This window comes from Streptomyces sp. NPDC004031, assembly GCF_053604375.1.
In genome coordinates this window covers 1-18190 of sequence record NZ_JBSGHL010000097.1, presented here as the reverse complement: position 1 = coordinate 18190, position 18190 = coordinate 1, and the positions used below count along the sequence as shown (strand labels likewise).

Here is an 18190-nt window from a genome sequence, read left to right as displayed (position 1 = left end):
ATCCGTTTCGGACCGGATTCGACCGCTTTCTGGTCCTCTCCGCCTACCCTGCCCTGCGTTTCCGAACACGGCAACGGCAGATCCGCCGCCGGGCAGCTGCCCGGCGGCGGATCTAAGGGGTACGAGGCCGACGTGACACCGCCCTCCGGCCCGGAGGACGGGGCGACGGCCTCAGGCCGCGACGACGTCCACGGCCTCGGCGGACTTCTTCGGCGCCTTGATGGTGATCCGCTCGTCCGGCGTGGACGTGACGGAGGTGACCGACGTGACGGTACCGAGCAGCGGCCGCATGGGGGCGGTGGCGGACTCGGACGCCGCGGACTGCGCCAGCTCGGCGAGCGACAGATCGTCGCTGACCTCGCGCATCACTTCCGACATCGGGACGTCCAGAGCCTCGCAGATCGCGGAGAGCAGTTCGGAGGACGCCTCCTTCTGCCCCCGCTCGACCTCCGACAGATAGCCGAGCGAGACCCGGGCGGACGAGGAGACCTCACGCAGGGTGCGGCCCTGACGCTGGCGCTGCCGACGCAGCACGTCACCCAGCAGGCGACGGAGCAGAATCATCGGTGGCTCCCTCCTCGGATCGCGGTACCGCATCCTTCTCGCCCCACCGTACCGCCTCAGGCACTGGCCGTGCGGGGCGCGAAGTCGTGTTCACTCAGGGCTGCAAACATCGTCTCTCCCGCTCTTCTTCCCTCCCTGGGGCCGCCGAACGCACGCCGGGCCGGTTATTCCGAGGACTTCCGCAGTGTCTCGGCCAGCAGATCGAGGACGGCCACGACCGATGCGCGGCGGATCGCGGCGCGGTCCCCGGTGAGCCGCAGCGGGGCGACCTCGGCGGCCCCGCCCGGTCCGGCGACGGCCACGAACACGGTGCCCACCGGCTGCCCGTCCTGCGGATCCGGCCCGGCGACCCCGGTGGTGGCGGCGCCCCAGTCCGCGCCGAGCAGGCGCCGTACGCCCTCGGCCATCTCCCGCGCGACCTGGGCGTCCACCGCGCCCCGTGCGGCGAGCAGTGCTCCGTCCACGCCCAGCAGCTGCTGCTTGAGGGGCGTCGCGTATGCCGTGACCGAGCCGCGGAAGCTCCGGGAGGCGCCCGCCACGCCTGTGAGCGCCGCGGCCAGCAGGCCCCCGGTCAGCGACTCCGCCACCGCGAGGGTCCGGCCCCGCTCCTCCAGGAGCCGCAGCACCTCCTCGGCCGTACCGGTCATCCGTCGTCCCCCGGCCGGTCCGCGGCCTCCGCGGAACCCGTACCGCCCGCCTCGGCCGTCCCGGCGGACCCCGCGTCCGGTCCCGCCGCCGACTCCGCCGTACCGGGGTCCGTCGCGGCCACCGCCAGGCGTGCCGCCCGCTCGGCCGCGAGGCCCGCGCGCCGCAGCACGACGGCCTGCCGCACGTAGTCCAGTCCCGTCACGACGGTGAGCACCACCGCGGCGCCCATCAGCCATGCCCGCAGGCTGGCCAGCGGGCCGGTGAGCACCAGGATGTACATCCCCACGGCGACGCCCTGCGTGAGCGTCTTGAGCTTGCCGCCGCGGCTCGCCGGGATCACCCCGTGCCGGATCACCCAGAAGCGCATCAGCGTGATGCCCAGCTCCCGGAAGAGGATCACCGCGGTCACCCACCAGGGCAGGTCTCCCAGTGCCGACAGGCCGATGAGGGCGGCGCCCATGATGGCCTTGTCGGCGATCGGGTCGGCGATCTTGCCGAAGTCGGTGACCAGGCCGTAGCGCCGCGCGAGCTCGCCGTCGAAGAGGTCGGTGATCATGGCGATGGCGAACGCCGCCCAGGCGAAGGAGCGCCACGCGGGGTCGTCGCCGCCGTCGTGCACGAGCAGCAGCACGAAGCCCGGCACGAGCACCAGCCGGGTCATCGTCAGCAGGTTGGCGATGTTCCACAGCCCCGCCTTGGCCACGGGCACACCGTCCACGGCCGGGACGAGCAGTTCCTCGGGTGCCACCGTGGCCCCCGCCCGGCCCGCCCCGACGGCGGAGGCCCCGCCCGCGGCGGACGACGAGGAGGACGGCGGTGTGGAGGCCGCCGGCGCGGGCGCTCCGCTCATCTGCCCACCGCCGCGCCCAGCGGCTCGGCCACCAGGTCGACGCCCTGCGACCCGGTGACCTTGGCCGTCACGAAGTCACCGGGCCGGATCCGCCCGCCGCCGGCGGCGGGGACGAGCAGGACCTGCCCGTCCGTCTCCGGCGCCTGGTGGTCGGCCCGCCCGGTGATCTCGCCGGTCTCCTCGTCCACGGCCTCGACGAGCACCTGGACGGTGTCCCCGACGCGCTCCTCGGCGCGCTGCGCGGTCAGCTCCTCGGCGAGCCGGGAGACGCGGGCCAGCCGGGCGGCGACCACGTCCTCGTCGAGCTTGCCGTCGAAGCCGGCGGCCTCGGTGCCCTCCTCGTCGGAGTAGCCGAACACGCCGATCGCGTCCAGGCGCGCGGCGCCGAGGAAGCGTTCCAGCTCGGCGAGGTCGTCCTCGCTCTCGCCGGGGAAGCCGACGATGAAGTTGGACCGCACACCCGCCTGCGGCGCCTTGGCGCGGATGGTGGCGAGCAGGTCGAGGAAGCGCTCGGTGTCGCCGAAGCGCCGCATCGCGCGCAGCACGCCGGGGGCGGAGTGCTGGAAGGACAGGTCGAAGTAGGGCACCACGCCGGGCGTGGAGGTCAGTACGTCGATGAGCCCGGGGCGCAGCTCGGCGGGCTGGAGGTAGCTGACCCGGACGCGTTCGACGCCCTCGACCGCGGCGAGTTCCGGCAGCAGCGTCTCCAGCAGGCGGATGTCGCCCAGGTCCTTGCCGTACGAGGTGTTGTTCTCGCTCACCAGCATGACCTCGCGGACACCCTCGCCCGCGAGCCAGCGGGTCTCGCCGAGGACGTCGGAGGGGCGGCGGGAGATGAACGAGCCGCGGAAGGACGGGATCGCGCAGAAGGTGCAGCGGCGGTCGCAGCCGGAGGCGAGCTTCACCGAGGCGACCGGTCCCGAGTCGAGCCGGCGCCGCAGCGGCGGGCGCGGCCCGGAGGCGGGCGCGACACCGGCGGGGAGGTCGGCGAGGTCCGCGGAGGGGCCGTCGGCGGCCTCCGCGATACCGCCGTCCGGGTGACCCTCTTGCGAGTGACCCGGCAGCGCCACGGTTGACGACTGGCGCTCGGCGGGACTGATCGGCAGCAGCTTGCGCCGGTCGCGCGGAGTGTGCGGGGCGTGGACGCCGCCGCCCAGGATGGTGCGCAGCCGGTCGGAGATGTCGGCGTAGTCGTCGAAGCCGAGGACGCCGTCGGCTTCGGGCAGCGCGTCGGCCAGCTCCTTGCCGTAGCGTTCCGCCATGCAGCCGACGGCGACGACGGCCTGGGTGCGGCCGTGCTCCTTGAGGTCGTTGGCTTCCAGCAGGGCGTCGACGGAGTCCTTCTTGGCAGCCTCGACGAAGCCGCAGGTGTTGACGACCGCCACGTCGGCGTCCGCGGCGTCCTCGACGAGCTGCCAGCCGTCCGCCGCCAGCCGTCCGGCGAGCTCTTCCGAGTCCACTTCGTTACGGGCGCATCCGAGCGTGACAAGGGCGACGGTACGGGGTTCGGGCATGCACTCAGACTACCCGCTGCCCTGTCGGACCCCTCCCGCCTCGTCGGTTACGGCCGGATCCCTTCCCCGGCACCGTACGGGCCCGGCGCGAGCGCCGCGGAAGCGCCCGACCTGCACCGGACCCGCGACCCGGCGTGCGCCGGGCGCCGGGAGGGGCGCCGTACCCGCGGGTACGGCGGCACGTGTCGGCGGCGGTCAGCCCTGGGTCGGGTCGCCGGGGGTGTAGGTGAGCCGGACCACCTGGCCGCTGTCACCGGCCGGGCCGAGGTCCTTGCCGTTGACGAAGAGCTGCACCGCTCCGGCGTTGCCGACGATCAGCTTGATCTTCTTGTCGTCGGTGAAGGTCTGCGAGTCGCCCTTGAGGAGCGAGCCCTGGTAGAGCCGCTTGCCGTTGTGGTCGGTGGCCTGCACCCAGCTGGCGCCGTCCTCCGCGGTGATCTTGACGGTGACCTTGCCGGGGGGCGCCGCGGCGATCGCGCTGCCGGTCGGGTCGGGCGAGGGCGGCATGGTGCCCTGCGTCGTCTGCACACTGGGGGTTGTGCTGGTGCTGCTCGGGGTCGGCGGCGCGGGGTCGGCCTTGGGGGTCTTGCCGTCGTTTCCGCCGGTGAAGGCGGTGTAGCCGACGAAGCCGATCACGGCGACGATCGCGGCGACCATGGCGGCGGTCCAGTTGGGCCGGCGCGGCTCGGACTTGATGCGCTCGTTGGAGTAGACCGGGGCGACCGGTGTCGGCACGACCTCCGTGCCGTGCTCCGCCGCGTACTGCGCGATCAGCGGCTCGGGGTCGAGTCCCACGGCACGGGCCAGCGTACGGATGTGGCCGCGGGCGTAGACGTCGCCGCCGCAGCGCGAGAAGTCGTCCTGCTCGATCGACTGCACGATGGGGACGCGCACCCGGGTGACGGTGCTGACCTCGTCGACGGACAGTCCGGCGGCGATTCGGGCCTGGGCGAGGGCGTGACCGACCGAAGGCCGGTCTTCGGTGGGCGGGTTGCCGAGGGACACGAGGGCGCCTTTCGAACGTGCAGCCGCTGGGGGATCAGTCTAAGAGGGTGCCGAAACCGCGGGGCAAGCGGGCGGCGGAAATGTGTACGCCATCAGGATGCCGCCTTCCCTGCCGAAGTTGACGTACGAACAGATCAAACGGTTGCCCGAAGAATCCGATCGGTTTTCCACCGCCACCGCGTGTCGCGGCGGGCCGCCGCCCGCGGACCACGGGTCCGCGGTGGCGCCTGCCCCGACCGTCCGGTCAGGCCCCGCCGCGGATCTCGGCCAGGACCCCGTCCAGTTCGTCCGCCTTCACCATCACGTCGCGCGCCTTCGACCCCTCGCTGGGACCGACGATGCCACGCGACTCCATCAGGTCCATGAGCCTGCCCGCCTTGGCGAAGCCCACACGCAGCTTTCGCTGCAACATCGACGTCGAGCCGAACTGCGTGGAGACCACCAGCTCCGCGGCCTGGCACAGAAGGTCCAGGTCGTCGCCGATCTCCTCGTCGATCTCCTTCTTCGGCCCGCTGCCGACGGTGACGTCCGTGCGGTAGGTCGGGGTGAGCTGCGCCTTGCAGTGGTCGACGACCTTGGCGACCTCGTCCTCGGTGACGAAGGCGCCCTGCATCCGGATCGGCTTGTTCGCGCCCATCGGCAGGAACAGGCTGTCACCCTTTCCGATCAGCTTCTCGGCACCGGGCTGGTCCAGGATGACCCGGCTGTCGGCGAGCGACGACGTCGCGAACGCCAGCCGCGAGGGCACGTTCGCCTTGATCAGCCCCGTCACGACGTCGACGCTGGGCCGCTGGGTGGCGAGCACCAGGTGGATACCCGCCGCGCGGGCCAGCTGCGTGATCCGGACGATCGAGTCCTCGACGTCGCGCGGCGCGACCATCATCAGATCGGCCAGCTCGTCCACGATCACCAGCAGGTACGGGTACGGCGCCAGCTCCCGCTCGCTGCCCTCCGGGGTCTTGGCGCGCCCCGAGCGCACGGCGGCGTTGAAGTCGTCGATGTGCCGGAAGCCGAACGCCGCCAGGTCGTCGTAGCGCAGGTCCATCTCGCGCACCACCCACTGCAGGGCCTCGGCGGCCCGCTTGGGGTTGGTGATGATCGGCGTGACCAGGTGCGGAATACCCTCGTAGGCGGTCAGCTCGACGCGCTTGGGGTCGACCAGCACCATGCGCACCTCGTCCGGCGTCGCACGCGCCAGGACCGAGGTGATCAGGCAGTTGATGCACGAGGACTTGCCGGAGCCGGTCGCACCGGCCACCAGCACGTGCGGCATCTTCGCGAGGTTGGCCATGACATAGCCGCCCTCGACGTCCTTGCCGAGCGCCACCGTCATCGGATGGTCCTCACCTGCGGCGTCGGCCGAGCGCAGCACGTCGCCGAGGTTGACCATCTCGCGGTCGCTGTTCGGGATCTCGATGCCGACCGCGGACTTGCCGGGGATCGGGCTGATGATCCGCACATCGGGGCTGGCGACGGAGTAGGCGATGTTCTTGGCCAGCGCGGTGATCCGCTCGACCTTGACCGCCGCACCCAGCTCCACCTCGTAACGGGTGACCGTCGGCCCGCGGGTGAAGCCGGTCACCACCGCGTCGACCTTGAACTCCTTGAAGACCTGGGTGAGCGCCGCCACCACCGCGTCGTTGGCGGCGCTGCGGGTACGGCCGGGGCCGCCGCGTTCCAGCAGGTCGAGCGACGGCAGCGCGTACGTGATGTCGCCGGAGAGCTGGAGCTGTTCGGCGCGCGGCGGCAGCGGCTCGCCCGCCTCTGCGCTCTGCTTGGTCAGGTCGGGCACGCCGTCCGAACCGGTGTCCTCCTGCGCGCGGGCGGCGGGCACCGGCTTGCGCAGGTTGCTGGTCAGGTCGGCCACCAGCGGCGACGGCTGCAGGCCGTGCAGCACCGCGCCGTCCAGCGCGGCGGCCGCGGCGGCGGCCACGTCGACCGCGTCCGGCGCGTCCCCCTGCGCGGCGGGCAGCCCCTCGCTGCGGCGGCGCGGCCTGCGGCGCGGCCGGGGCTCGTCCGCGGGCGGTTCGGCGGGCAGTCCCGCGGCCGGATCGGCGGACGTGCCGGCGCCCTCGCTCTCCATGTCGTACGGCTCGTCCCGCTTGGCAGCCCGCCGGGGCAGCCGGCGCACCGGCGACAGTTCCTCGGGCTCGGCCGCGCCGATCGCCTCGTCCTCGTCGAAGAACTCCTCCAGCGGTACGGCCTCGGGGTCCGGCGGCGGGGCGTACAGGCCGACCCTGGCGCCGGCGGCCCGCAGCCGCCGCGGCACGGCGTGCACCGGGGTGGCGGTGACGACGAGCAGCCCGAAGACGGTGACCAGCAGCAGCAGCGGCGCCGCCAGGAAACCGCCGACGGTGTAGACGAGCGGCGAGGCGGCGGCCCAGCCGATCAGGCCGCCGGCGTCGCGCAGCGCGGTGGCCCCGTCGCTGCGGGCGGGCGAGCCGCAGGCCACGTGGATCAGCCCGAGGATGCCGATGGCGAGGGCGGACAGGCCGATCACGATCCGGCCGTTGGCCTCGGGCTGCTCCGGGTGCCGCATGAGGCGTACCGCGACCGCGCCGAGCATGAGCGGCACCAGCAGGTCCAGCCGTCCGAAGGCGCCGGTGACCAGCAGCTCGACCAGGTCGCCGACGGGGCCGCGCAGATTCGACCAGGTCCCCGCGGCGACCACCAGGGTGAGACCCAGCAGCAGCAGGCCCAGGCCGTCCTTGCGGTGCGCGGGGTCGAGTCCGCGGGCACCGCGCCCTATGCTCCGGAAGATCGCGCCGACCGCGTGGGCGAGGCCCAGCCACAGCGCGCGGAACATCCGCAGGATGCCGCTGGTCGGCGACGGCGCCGGTTTCGGCGCGGGCTTGGGCGCCGCTGCCGCCTTCTTGGCGGGCGGTTTCGCGGCGCTCTTGGCCGCGGTCTTCTTCGCGGCGGGCTTGCTGGCCGCAGGCTTCGCCGGGGCTTTCTTGGCGGTGCCGGACGTACGTGAGGCCATGGTGCCGAGGTTACCGCCCTTGTGATCGGTGAACACGTGCCCCTGCGGATACGCCCGTTCGTGTCGGACGGTTCCCGCGGCCCCGTTGACCCGGCGTCAACCTCCGTTGCCGCAGGGCCCCGGCGACGCCGACGGCGCTACTCGCCGCCGGCGGACTGCCGTACGATCCCGCCGCCGCTGCCCGGGTCGAGCGCGTCCAGCGCGCGGCGCAGGCCGGTCAGCTTGCGCTCCAGGTGGGCCGCGGTGGCCACCGCGGCGGCGTCCGAGGACTCGCCCAGCTGCTTGCCCAGCGCCTCGGCCTGCTCCTCGACGGCGGCGAGCCGCGCGGACAGCTCGGCGAGCAGACCCGCGGGCTCCTTCGAGCCGTCCGAGCCCGTGCCCGAGGGCGCGCCCTGCTCCAGTTGCAGCCGCAGCAGCGCGGCCTGCTCGCGCAGCTGGCAGTTCTTCATGTACAGGTCGACGAACACCGACACCTTGGCCCGCAGCACCCACGGGTCGAAGGGCTTCGAGATGTAGTCGACCGCGCCCGCCGCGTAACCCCGGAAGGTGTGGTGCGGGCCGTGGTTGATCGCGGTCAGGAAGATGATCGGGATGTCCCGTGTCCGCTCCCGCCGCTTGATGTGCGCCGCCGTCTCGAAGCCGTCCATGCCCGGCATCTGCACGTCGAGCAGGATCACCGCGAAATCATCGGTGAGCAGCGCTTTGAGCGCTTCCTCCCCGGACGATGCCCTGACCAGAGTCTGATCGAGCGCCGAGAGAATCGCCTCCAGCGCCAGCAGGTTCTCCGGCCGGTCATCGACCAGGAGGATCTTGGCCTTCTGCACCATGGCCCGCCCTCCTCGCCCCGGCATCACACCGGTCGCCGCCCCCAGGGACGACTCCGTCGCGCCGCCCGTCCTTGTGCCGGTCATGGTAGCCGCACCCCGCCGTTCGCCACACCCTGTCACCGTCACGTCACTCACCACGCACCGAAAACGCGGGCGGAGACGAGAAGGTTCCCTCATCCTCGCGCCCTCACACGTGTGAGGGACCCTCCGGTCGGAAAAAATTCAACTTTCTTGCTCAGCGTGAGTGCATCCACTGTTCCATGAGGCCGAGCAGGTGGTCGGTGTCCACCGGTTTCGCGACATAGTCCGAAGCTCCCGACTCGATGCTCTTCTCCCGGTCGCCCTTCATCGCCTTGGCCGTCAGCGCGATGATCGGCAGCCCGGCGAACTGCGGCATCTTGCGGATCGCCGTGGTCGTGGCGTATCCGTCCATCTCCGGCATCATGATGTCCATCAGCACGATCGCGATGTCGTCGTGCTGTTCCAGCACCTCGATGCCCTCACGGCCGTTCTCGGCATAGAGCACCGTCAGCCCGTGCTGCTCCAGGACGCTGGTGAGCGCGAAAACGTTGCGGATGTCGTCGTCGACGATGAGCACCTTCTCACCGTGGAATCCGCCGGTGAAGCGCGACTCCCCCGGCTCGCCGTGCTCCGCCCACTGCCCGGAAGCCGTTTCCTCGCCGCTCTCCACCGCGGCGGCGGGCTGCGCGGCCTGCAGGGCCGAGCGGCGGCGCAGCCGGGCCAGGCTGCTGCCGGGGCTGCGGGTACGGCCGCCCGCGGCGCCCTCCTGGTCGCCGGCGCCGGCCGGCAGCTGCGGGGTCGCCTGCGGGATGTCGGCGTCCCGGCCCAGGCTCAGCGGGAGGTACAGCGTGAAGGTCGAGCCGCGGCCCGGCTGGCTGTCGGCGTGGATCTCGCCGCCCAGCAGCCGGGCGATCTCGCGGCTGATCGACAGGCCCAGGCCCGTACCGCCGTACTTGCGGCTGGTCGTGCCGTCCGCCTGCTTGAACGCCTCGAAGATCACCCGCATCTTGCCGGCCGCGATGCCGATACCGGTGTCGGTGACGGAGAAGGCGATGAGCGGCTGGTCGGGGCTGCGCAGCGTGCCCGCCTCCAGCAGCTGCTCGCGGATCGACTGCGGCACCTCGCTGCCGGCCGGCCTGATCACCAGCTCCACCGAGCCGCTGTCGGTGAACTTGACCGCGTTCGACAGCAGGTTGCGCAGCACCTGCAGCAGCCGCTGCTCGTCGGTGTGCAGCGTCACCGGCAGCTCCGGCGAGACCCGCACCGAGAAGTCCAGGCCCTTCTCCGCCGTGAGCGGCCGGAAGGTGGCCTCCACATAGTCGACGAGCTGCACCAGGGCGATACGTGTCGGCGAGACGTCCATCTTGCCCGCCTCGACCTTCGACAGGTCCAGGATGTCGTTGATCAGCTGCAGCAGGTCCGAACCGGCGCTGTGGATCGTCTCGGCGAATTCGACCTGCTTGGGCGACAGATTGCCGTCGCCGTTGTCGGCGAGCAGTTTTGCCAGGATGAGCAGCGAGTTCAGCGGGGTGCGCAGTTCGTGCGACATGTTGGCGAGGAATTCGGACTTGTAGCGCATCGAGACCGCGAGCTGTTCCGCCCGCTCCTCCAGGACCTGCCGGGCCTCTTCGATCTCGGTGTTCTTGACCTCGATGTCGCGGTTCTGCCGGGCCAGGAGTTCGGCCTTCTCCTCCAGTTCCGCATTGGAGAGCTGCAGCGCACGCTGCCGGTTCTCCAGTTCGCCCGACCGTTCCTGCAACTGCTCGGTCAGTTCCTGCGACTGCTTGAGCAGATATTCGGTCTTGGTGTTGACACTGATCGTGTTGACACTGATGGCGATGATGTCGGTGATCTGGTTGAGGAAGTCCTTCTGGATCTCCGTGAGCGGCTGGAAAGCCGCCAGTTCGATGACGCCGAGCACCCGGCCCTCGAACAGCACCGGCAGCACGATCACATGCGCCGGCGGTGCCTCGCCGAGTCCCGAGGTGATCTTCAGATAACCCGGTGGGACGTTCTCGATGAGAATCGGCCGCTTCTCCACCGCGGCCTGCCCGATGAGCCCCTCACCGGGCAGGAAGACCGTCGACATGGCGCGGCGCGAGAATCCGTAGCTGCCGCGCAGCCGCAGCTCGTACTCCTCGCCGACCTCCGTGGTGTCCTCGGCGAGGTAGAAGGCACCGTGCTGGGCGGAGACGACCGGTGTCAGCTCGCTCATGATCAGGGCGGCCACGTCGCCGAGGTCGCGGCGGCCCTGCATGAGGCCGGAGATACGGGCCAGGTTGCCCTTGAGCCAGTCCTGCTCCTTGTTGGCCAGCGTGGTCTCGCGCAGGCGCACGATCATCGTGTTGATGTAGTCCTGGAGCTCCAGGATCTCGCCCGCCGCGTCCACGTCGATGCGCAGGTTGAGGTCGCCGCGGGTCACCGCGGTGGCGACCTGGGCGATGTTGCGGACCTGGCTGGTCAGGTTGTTGGCCATCAGGTTCACCGACTCGGTGAGGTCCTTCCAGATGCCCGAGACCCCGGGCACCCGGGCCTGGCCGCCGAGCCGCCCTTCCGTACCCACCTCGCGAGCGACTCGCGTGACCTCGTCACCGAAGGCGGAGAGCTGGCCGACCATCGTGTTGATGGTCGTCTTGAGCTCCAGGATCTCGCCGCGCGCGTCCACGTCGATCTTCTTGGACAGGTCGCCGCGCGCGACCGCCGTCGTCACCTGCGCGATCTGCCGCACCTGGCCCGTCAGGTTCGACGCCATGCCGTTGACGGACTCCGTCAGGTCCTTCCACGTCCCCGCCACGCCCGGGACGCGCGCCTGGCCGCCCAGGATGCCCTCGGTGCCCACCTCGCGGGCCACCCGGGTCACCTCGTCACCGAACGCCGACAGCGTGTCCACCATCGTGTTGATGGTCTCGGCGAGCTGCGCGACCTCGCCGCGGGCCTCGACGGTGATCTTCTTGGTCAGGTCGCCGTTGGCGACCGCGGTGGCCACCGAGGAGATCGACCGCACCTGGCCGGTCAGGTTGTTCGCCATCAGGTTGACGTTGTCGGTCAGGTCCTTCCAGATGCCCGACGCGTCCCGCACCCGGGCCTGGCCGCCGAGCTGGCCCTCGGTGCCGACCTCGCGGGCCACCCGGGTCACCTCGTCACCGAACGCCGACAACGTGTCCACCATCGTGTTCACCGTCGTGACCAGCGCGAGGATCTCGCCCTTGGCGTCGACGGTGATCTTCCGCGACAGGTCGCCCTGGGCGACCGCGTTGGTGACGTCGGCGATGTTGCGGACCTGGCTGGTCAGGTTGTTCGCCATGAAGTTGACGGACTGGGTCAGGTCCTTCCACGTCCCGCTGACGCCCTTGACCTCGGCCTGCCCGCCGAGGATGCCCTCGGTGCCCACCTCGCGCGCCACCCGCGTGACCTGCTCGGCGAAGGACGACAGCTGGTCCACCATCGTGTTGAGGGTGTTCTTCAGCTCCAGGATCTCGCCGCGCGCGTCCACGTCGATCTTCTGCGACAGGTCACCGCGGGCGACCGCGGTGGCGACCTGGGCGATGTTGCGGACCTGGGCCGTCAAGTTGCCGGCCATGAAGTTCACCGAGTCGGTGAGGTCACGCCACACACCGGCCACGCCCGGCACCTGTGCCTGACCGCCCAGCCGCCCGTCGGTGCCCACCTCGCGCGCCACCCGCGTGACCTGCTCGGCGAAGGACGACAGCTGGTCCACCATCGTGTTGATGGTGTTCTTCAGCTCCAGGATCTCGCCGCGCGCGTCCACGTCGATCTTCTGCGACAGGTCACCGCGCGCCACCGCCGTCGTGACCTGGGCGATCTGCCGCACCTGAGAGGTCAGGTTGCCGGCCATGAAGTTGACGGAGTCGGTCAGGTCCTTCCACGTGCCGCTGACCCCGTCCACGCGGGCCTGGCCGCCGAGGCGCCCCTCCGTGCCCACGTCGGTGGCCATCCGCGTCACCTGGGCGGCGAACGAGCCGAGCTGGTCCACCATGCGGTTCACGGTGTTCTTCAGCTCCAGCATCTCGCCGGAGACGTCCACCGTGACCTTCTGCGACAGATCGCCGTTGGCGACCGCAGTCGTGACCTGGGCGATGTTGCGGACCTGCCCGGTCAGGTTGCGGAAGGCGGTGTTGACCGAATCGGTCAGGTCCTTCCACGTCCCCGCCGCACCCGGCACCTGCGCCTGACCGCCGAGGATGCCCTCGACGCCGACCTCGCGGGCCACCCGCGTCACCTCGGCGCCGAACGCCGACAGCTGGTCGACCATGGTGTTGACGGTGTTCTTCAGCTCCAGCATCTCGCCGGAGACGTCCACCGTGACCTTCTGCGACAGGTCACCGCCCGCGACCGCGGTCGTCACCTGCGCGATGTCCCGTACCTGGGCCGTCAGGTTGCGGAAGGCGGTGTTGACCGAATCCGTCAGGTCCTTCCACGTCCCCGCCGCACCCGGCACCTGCGCCTGACCGCCGAGCTGGCCCTCCGCGCCGATCTCCCCGGCGACGCGGGTGACCTCGTCGGCGAAGGTGCGCAGCGTCTCGGTCATCGCGTTGATCGTCTCGGCCAGCTGAGCGACCTCGCCGCGCGCGCCGATGGTGATCTTCTGCGTCAGGTCGCCGTTCGCGACCGCGGTCGTCACCTGCGCGATGTCACGGACCTGAGCCGTCAGGTTGCCGGCCATCAGGTTCACCGAATCGGTGAGGTCCTTCCACACACCGGCCACGCCCGGCACCTGCGCCTGGCCGCCCAGCTCGCCCTCGGTGCCGACCTCGCGCGCGACCCGCGTCACCTCGGAGGAGAAGGACGAGAGCTGGTCCACCATCGTGTTGACGGTGTTCTTCAGCTCCAGCATCTCGCCGTCGACATGTACGGTCACCTTGCGCGACAGGTCGCCCTTGAACACCGCGTTCGTCACGGTGGCGATGTCGCGCAGCTGCGCCGTCAGGCGGTACGCCATGGTGTTGACGGAGTCCGTCAGGTCCTTCCAGGACCCGGCCACCCCGCGCACCTTCGCCTGGCCGCCGAGCTTGCCCTCGGTGCCCACCTCACGGGCGACCCGGGTCACCTCGTCGGTGAAGGCCGACAGCTGGTCCACCAGGCCGTTGACGGTGCGGCCGACCTTCAGGAACTCGCCGCGCAGCGGATGCCCGGTCCCGTCGGCGTTCTGCGCCCGCAGGTCCATGCGCTGTTCCAGGTCGCCCTCGGCCACCGCTGACAGCACCCGGCCCACCTCGGAGACGGGCCGTACCAGGTCGTCCACCAGCGCGTTCGACGCCTCGATCGCGGCCGCCCAGGCACCCTCGCAGGCCCCCGTCTCCAGCCGCTCGGTGAGTTTGCCCTCCCGGCCGACCACGCGGCGCACCCGGGCCAGCTCCCCGGTGAGGTGCTGGTTACGGTCGGCGACCTCGTTGAAGACGGCGGCCACCTCGGCCATCACCCCGTCGCCGGTCACCGTCAGCCGGCGGCGGAAGTTGCCGTCCCGCATCGCCGACAGCGCGGAGAGCAGCTTGGAGAGCGCGGCCGCGTCGACCTCTACGGTCCCGCCGGCCCGGGAACGCCCGTTCTTCGTACGCGTGACCGCGCCCCGCGCCGATGCGCCAGACTCCACCGTGTCCCTCCTGGAGGGTCGATCGACCTGCATGTACCCGAGTTGGGCCCCTCCAGTCTTCCACTTTCGTCTGCCGGGCCCACAACATCCGGAGTAACCCGTGCGCAACAGAAGCGTTGACGCTAGGAGCCGTCGCCCCCCGTACACGCGGGTGCACGCCCCGCGTACGCCCCCCATCCGGCGCGGAACGTTCCGGTTTGACCACCCAGGGGACGGCCGGAGCGCGACGCACTAGCCTTGCCTGATGGCAGGACGACGCGGCGTGCACAGGCGGGCGACCGTACCCGGCACCCGCCCGCGGCGTCCGCGGGAGACCACCGAATCCGTCATGAGGAGATCCGTGATCACGGCTCGGGCAACGGCCAGCTTCGAACCGGTCGGCAGGTCCGTCGCCGTGGCCAGGGCGTTCGTACGCGACACACTGCACGGCTGGGGCTTCGCCGACGTGGTGGACGACGCCGTCGTCCTGACCAGCGAACTGGTGACCAACGCCGTCGTCCACGCGGGCACCGCCGCCGACGTACGCTGCCTGCGCTACGAGACAGCCGTACGCGTCGAGGTCGCCGACCACTACCCCGAACGCGAGGTGCCGCTCCAGGGACGCGGCCGCCCGCACCGCGACCCCGACCACGAAGGCGGCCGCGGACTGCTGCTGTGCGCCGCCCTCGCCAGCCGCTGGGGCGTGGAGTACACGGCCGCGGGCAAGCACGTCTGGTTCCAGCTCGACCTGCCCGAACGCCCCGCGGGGACGCGCTCGGCCGGCCCGCTGCTGGCCACCGCCGACCTCCCCGAGGCCGACGAGCGGGTCCGGGTGGCCGTCGTCCAGATCGACCGGCAGGGCGCCGTCACCCGCTGGAACGACGACGCGGCCGAGCTCTTCGGCCACCCCGCCGCCGACGTCGTCGGCAAGTCCCTCGCCGACCTCACCGCCTGGCCGCAGACCCCCGGCACCGGCCTCGGCCTCGCCGAGGCCCTCCAGCTCTCCCGCTGGGAAGGCACCTACGGGCTGCGCAACGGCGCCGGCCGCGTCGTGCCCGTCTACGGCTCGCACCTGCGCATCCGCGACAGCGCGGGCGAGCCCTCCACGGTGTGCCTGCTGGTACGGGCCGAGGAGCGCGCGATCCTGGAGACCCCCGCCCGCGGCTCCGCACCCTCCGAGCCCGGCCTGGTGCAGCGCGGCAAGAGCACCGACGCCTTCGAGGTCTTCATCGGCTCCCCCGCCCCCGACGACCTCGACGGCCTGCTCCAGCGCACCGTGGAACGCGCCCGCGACATGCTCGACGGCGACGCCGCCTACCTGCTGCTCGCCACCGACGACGAGACCGAACTCGAAGTCCGCGCCTCCACCGGTCTGCCCTCGGCCCGTCAGCGCTTCGCCCGCGTCCCCGTCGAGGCAGGGACCGGCCGCTACGGCAGCGCCCGCATGCCCGCCGTCCACGAGGACCTCACCGCCGTCCCCGGCGCCGTACCCCTGCTGTCGGGGACGGGTATGCGCTCCGTCGTCACCGTGCCGCTCAAGGTCGAGGGCCGCCTCACCGGTTCGCTCGGCGTGGCCGCGGAGGCCCCGGGCCGCTACTCCAACCAGGAGGCGCTGCGGCTCCAGTTCGCCGCCGACCGCATCGCGCTGGCCGTCGAGAGCGCCCGGCTGACCGAACTGGAGCGGCTCCGCCGCGGCTCGCTGTCCTTCCTCGTCGAGGCCTCCGACCTGCTCGCCGGAACGCTGGAGCGCGACCAGACGCTGGCGCTCATGGCGCAGATGACCGTGCCCACGCTCGCCAGCTGGTGCGCCGTCTACACCATCGCCGAGCAGTCCGAGCCGGAACTCGCCTTCGTCCTCCACGAGGACGAGGACCGCATCGACGGCATCAAGGCCCTGCTCTCCCAGGTCCGCCCGCCGGACCCCGACCCCACCCCCGGCGCCCGCGCCTGGACCGCGCCCTCCGACGCCGCCCACTCCAGCGCCCTGCGCGCCTCGCTGCGCAGCCTCGGCGTCGGCCCCAGCGGCGCCGCGACCCTCCCCGGCCGCCCGGTCAGCGCGCCTGGTGTCGCCCTCGCCACGGCGGCCGCCGTCGGCGGCGAGACGGTCGTCCTGCCGCTGGTCGCCCGCAACCGCGTCATCGGCATGCTGACGCTCGGCAAACCCACCGACGAACGCTTCCGCCAGGAGATCCTGGAACTGGCCGAGGACCTGTCCCGACGGGCCGCCCTCGCCCTGGACAACGCCCGCCTCTACAGCGAGCGCACCGCCATCAGCCAGGCCCTCCAGCGCAGCCTCCTGCCGCCGGAACTCCCGCGCGTCCCCGGTGTCGAGGTCGAGGTGGTCTACCGCGCCGCGGGCGAGGGCAACGAGGTCGGCGGCGACTTCTACGACCTCTTCCCCATCCGCGACGGCTGCTGGGGCTTCGCCATCGGCGACGTCTGCGGCACCGGCCCGGAAGCCGCCGCCGTCACGGGCCTGGCCCGGCACGCCCTGCGGCTCCTCGCCCGCGAGGGTTTCGGCGGCCCAGCGGTCCTGGAACGCCTCAACGCCGCCATCCTCGACGAAGGCGCCCGCAGCCGCTTCCTGACCCTCCTCTACGGCGAGCTGTGGCCGCAGCACGACGGCAGCGCGGTGCTGCGCATGGTCTGCGCGGGCCACCCGCTCCCGCTGCGTCTGCGCCCCGACGGCTCGGTGGAACCCGCCGCCGAACCCCAGCCGCTGCTGGGCGTCATGGACGACCTGGAACTCGTCGAGCAGTCCGTGACCCTGGACCCGGGCGACGTCCTGCTGTGCGTCACGGACGGCGTGACCGAACGCCGCGAGGGCACCCGGATGCTCGGCGACGACGGCCTCGCGGACGTTCTCGCCACCTGCACCGGCCTGACCGCGGGCGCCGTCGCCGCCCGCATCCAGCGCGCGGTCGAACGCTTCGCCGCCGACGCCCCGTCCGACGACATGGCCATCCTGGCGATGCGCGTCCCGGCCCTCCCGCAGGACTGACCGCCGGACGCTCCCGGTGCCCGGACAGCAGAAAGGCCTCCCGCTCACAGCGGGAGGCCTTTCCTTGCCAGAGCCCCAATACGGAATCGAACCGTAGACCTTCTCCTTACCATGGAGACGCTCTACCGACTGAGCTATTGGGGCGCGTCGACGGGAAGATCGTAGCCCATGAACGGCTGTGCGGGAAACTCAGCCGTCCGCCCCGGACCCGGGCGTCTCCGACCGCCCGGCGGACCGGATCACATGAGCCCACCCAGCGCGTTGCAGGTGTCCGCGATATGCGTCAACTCCCGCTGTGTGATGCGGGAATGCACCGGCAGCGACAGGGAATCGGCCGCCACCCGCTCGGTCTGGGGCAGCATGTCCCCCGACCGGTGCGCCGGCATCCGGTGCACGGGTACGGGCACACTCACCGTCGCCCGTACCCCACGCGCCGCCAGGGCGGCCGCGAAGGCGTCCCGGTCGGGCCGCCCGTTGCCCGGAACACGCACGGTGTAGCGGTGGTAGAGGTGGTGCGCCCCCGGCGCGCTGTAGGGCACGACCACGCCCTTCAACGCCGAGTCCAGGAACCGCGCGTGCGCCCGCCGCCGCGCCACCGCCCCTGCGTCATCGGCGATTTCGCCCTCCTCCACGAGGGCCAGCGCCCGCCGCCCGGCCAGCTCCGTCAGCTCCGCCATGGGCGCCGGGTGTCCGAAGACGTGCACGGGCACGATGGCGGCGGTCCGGGACGTCAGACCGGCCTCGACCGCCTGTGGGTCCAGGCAGAACGTCCGCGGGTCTATGTCGGCGAAGACCGGTACGGCGCCGGCCAGCCGTACGGCGTCGGCAGGCGCACCGGGCCCGAAGGACGGCACGATGACCTCGTCGCCGCCGCCTATCCCGAGTCCCACCAGCACGTCGCGCAGCGCGGCGGCCGTCGTGTCCGAAGCGATCCTGTGCCGCCGTCCGGCAGTCGTCATCTGCTGCACGTCTCCACACCTCCGCCAGTTCGGGACGTTCAGCGTCCCGGCGTGACGTGAACACCGGGTGACGGGCAACGAAAAAGACCCCGGCCCACGAGACAAAGCTCGGGGCCGGGGCCTTCATCAATATTTGTTCGGCGGTGTCCTACTCTCCCACAGGGTCCCCCCTGCAGTACCATCGGCGCTGAAAGGCTTAGCTTCCGGGTTCGGAATGTAACCGGGCGT

Annotated in this window: 10 protein-coding genes, 1 tRNA gene and 1 rRNA gene; 1 reads left to right on the top strand and 11 read right to left on the bottom strand. The window is 71.7% G+C overall.

The annotated features are described in order from the left end of the window. Window positions 1-171: 171 nt before the first annotated feature. The 8 genes from ACWERV_RS35310 to ACWERV_RS35275 form a co-directional block, all read right to left on the bottom strand. Window positions 172-564: a helix-turn-helix domain-containing protein gene (locus ACWERV_RS35310; protein ID WP_398177691.1), complete on the bottom strand. Its 393-nt coding sequence runs from the start codon at window positions 562-564 to the stop codon at window positions 172-174. Between the two features lie 164 nt (window positions 565-728). Then, window positions 729-1211 (bottom strand): CinA family protein, encoded by a 483-nt coding sequence (locus ACWERV_RS35305; protein WP_452940860.1) that lies wholly within the window; start codon window positions 1209-1211, stop codon window positions 729-731. Continuing rightward, window positions 1208-2062 (bottom strand): CDP-diacylglycerol--glycerol-3-phosphate 3-phosphatidyltransferase, encoded by an 855-nt coding sequence (gene pgsA / locus ACWERV_RS35300; protein WP_452940858.1) that lies wholly within the window; start codon window positions 2060-2062, stop codon window positions 1208-1210. Before pgsA ends, ACWERV_RS35305 begins: the two co-directional genes overlap by 4 nt. Next, entirely contained in the window at window positions 2059-3576 is a 1518-nt protein-coding gene (gene rimO, locus ACWERV_RS35295; RefSeq protein ID WP_452940857.1) for a 30S ribosomal protein S12 methylthiotransferase RimO, read from the bottom strand. The genes pgsA and rimO overlap by 4 nt, the downstream gene beginning before the upstream one ends. 195 nt (window positions 3577-3771) lie before the next feature. Further along, window positions 3772-4581, bottom strand: a complete 810-nt coding sequence (locus tag ACWERV_RS35290) for a helix-turn-helix domain-containing protein (protein WP_398177681.1) — start codon at window positions 4579-4581, stop codon at window positions 3772-3774. Window positions 4582-4825: 244 nt separating this feature from the next. Beyond that, window positions 4826-7564: a DNA translocase FtsK gene (locus tag ACWERV_RS35285; RefSeq protein ID WP_452940855.1), complete on the bottom strand. Its 2739-nt coding sequence runs from the start codon at window positions 7562-7564 to the stop codon at window positions 4826-4828. 137 nt (window positions 7565-7701) lie between these two features. Beyond that, the gene (locus ACWERV_RS35280; RefSeq protein WP_398177675.1) at window positions 7702-8391 is read right to left on the bottom strand and encodes a response regulator; all 690 of its coding nucleotides are present in this window, start codon (window positions 8389-8391) and stop codon (window positions 7702-7704) included. A gap of 235 nt (window positions 8392-8626) precedes the next feature. After that, window positions 8627-14023 (bottom strand): HAMP domain-containing protein, encoded by a 5397-nt coding sequence (locus ACWERV_RS35275; RefSeq protein WP_452940853.1) that lies wholly within the window; start codon window positions 14021-14023, stop codon window positions 8627-8629. Window positions 14024-14363: 340 nt separating this feature from the next. Between ACWERV_RS35275 and ACWERV_RS35270 the strand changes: the two genes are divergently transcribed. Continuing rightward, entirely contained in the window at window positions 14364-17003 is a 2640-nt protein-coding gene (locus ACWERV_RS35270) for a SpoIIE family protein phosphatase (protein WP_452940852.1), read from the top strand. 71 nt (window positions 17004-17074) lie between these two features. Here ACWERV_RS35270 and ACWERV_RS35265 read toward each other — a convergent pair. The 3 genes from ACWERV_RS35265 to rrf form a co-directional block, all read right to left on the bottom strand. Beyond that, a tRNA-Thr gene (locus tag ACWERV_RS35265) sits at window positions 17075-17147 on the bottom strand. A 95-nt stretch (window positions 17148-17242) separates the two neighbouring features. Continuing rightward, complete coding sequence (locus tag ACWERV_RS35260; RefSeq protein WP_452940862.1) at window positions 17243-17962, bottom strand: DegT/DnrJ/EryC1/StrS family aminotransferase; 720 nt, start codon at window positions 17960-17962, stop codon at window positions 17243-17245. Window positions 17963-18097: 135 nt separating this feature from the next. Next, a 5S ribosomal RNA gene (gene rrf / locus ACWERV_RS35255) occupies window positions 18098-18190 on the bottom strand; the annotation flags it as partial.

Bases quoted from the DNA above. Each gene is read 5' to 3' on its own strand.
- ACWERV_RS35285 (WP_452940855.1), bottom strand. From the start codon at position 7,564: ATGGCCTCACGTACGTCCGGCACCGCCAAGAAAGCCCCGGCGAAGCCT.
- pgsA (WP_452940858.1), bottom strand. From the start codon at position 2,062: ATGAGCGGAGCGCCCGCGCCGGCGGCCTCCACACCGCCGTCCTCCTCG.
- ACWERV_RS35260 (WP_452940862.1), bottom strand. From the start codon at position 17,962: ATGACGACTGCCGGACGGCGGCACAGGATCGCTTCGGACACGACGGCC.
- ACWERV_RS35305 (WP_452940860.1), bottom strand. From the start codon at position 1,211: ATGACCGGTACGGCCGAGGAGGTGCTGCGGCTCCTGGAGGAGCGGGGC.
- ACWERV_RS35280 (WP_398177675.1), bottom strand. From the start codon at position 8,391: ATGGTGCAGAAGGCCAAGATCCTCCTGGTCGATGACCGGCCGGAGAAC.
- rimO (WP_452940857.1), bottom strand. From the start codon at position 3,576: ATGCCCGAACCCCGTACCGTCGCCCTTGTCACGCTCGGATGCGCCCGT.
- ACWERV_RS35310 (WP_398177691.1), bottom strand. From the start codon at position 564: ATGATTCTGCTCCGTCGCCTGCTGGGTGACGTGCTGCGTCGGCAGCGC.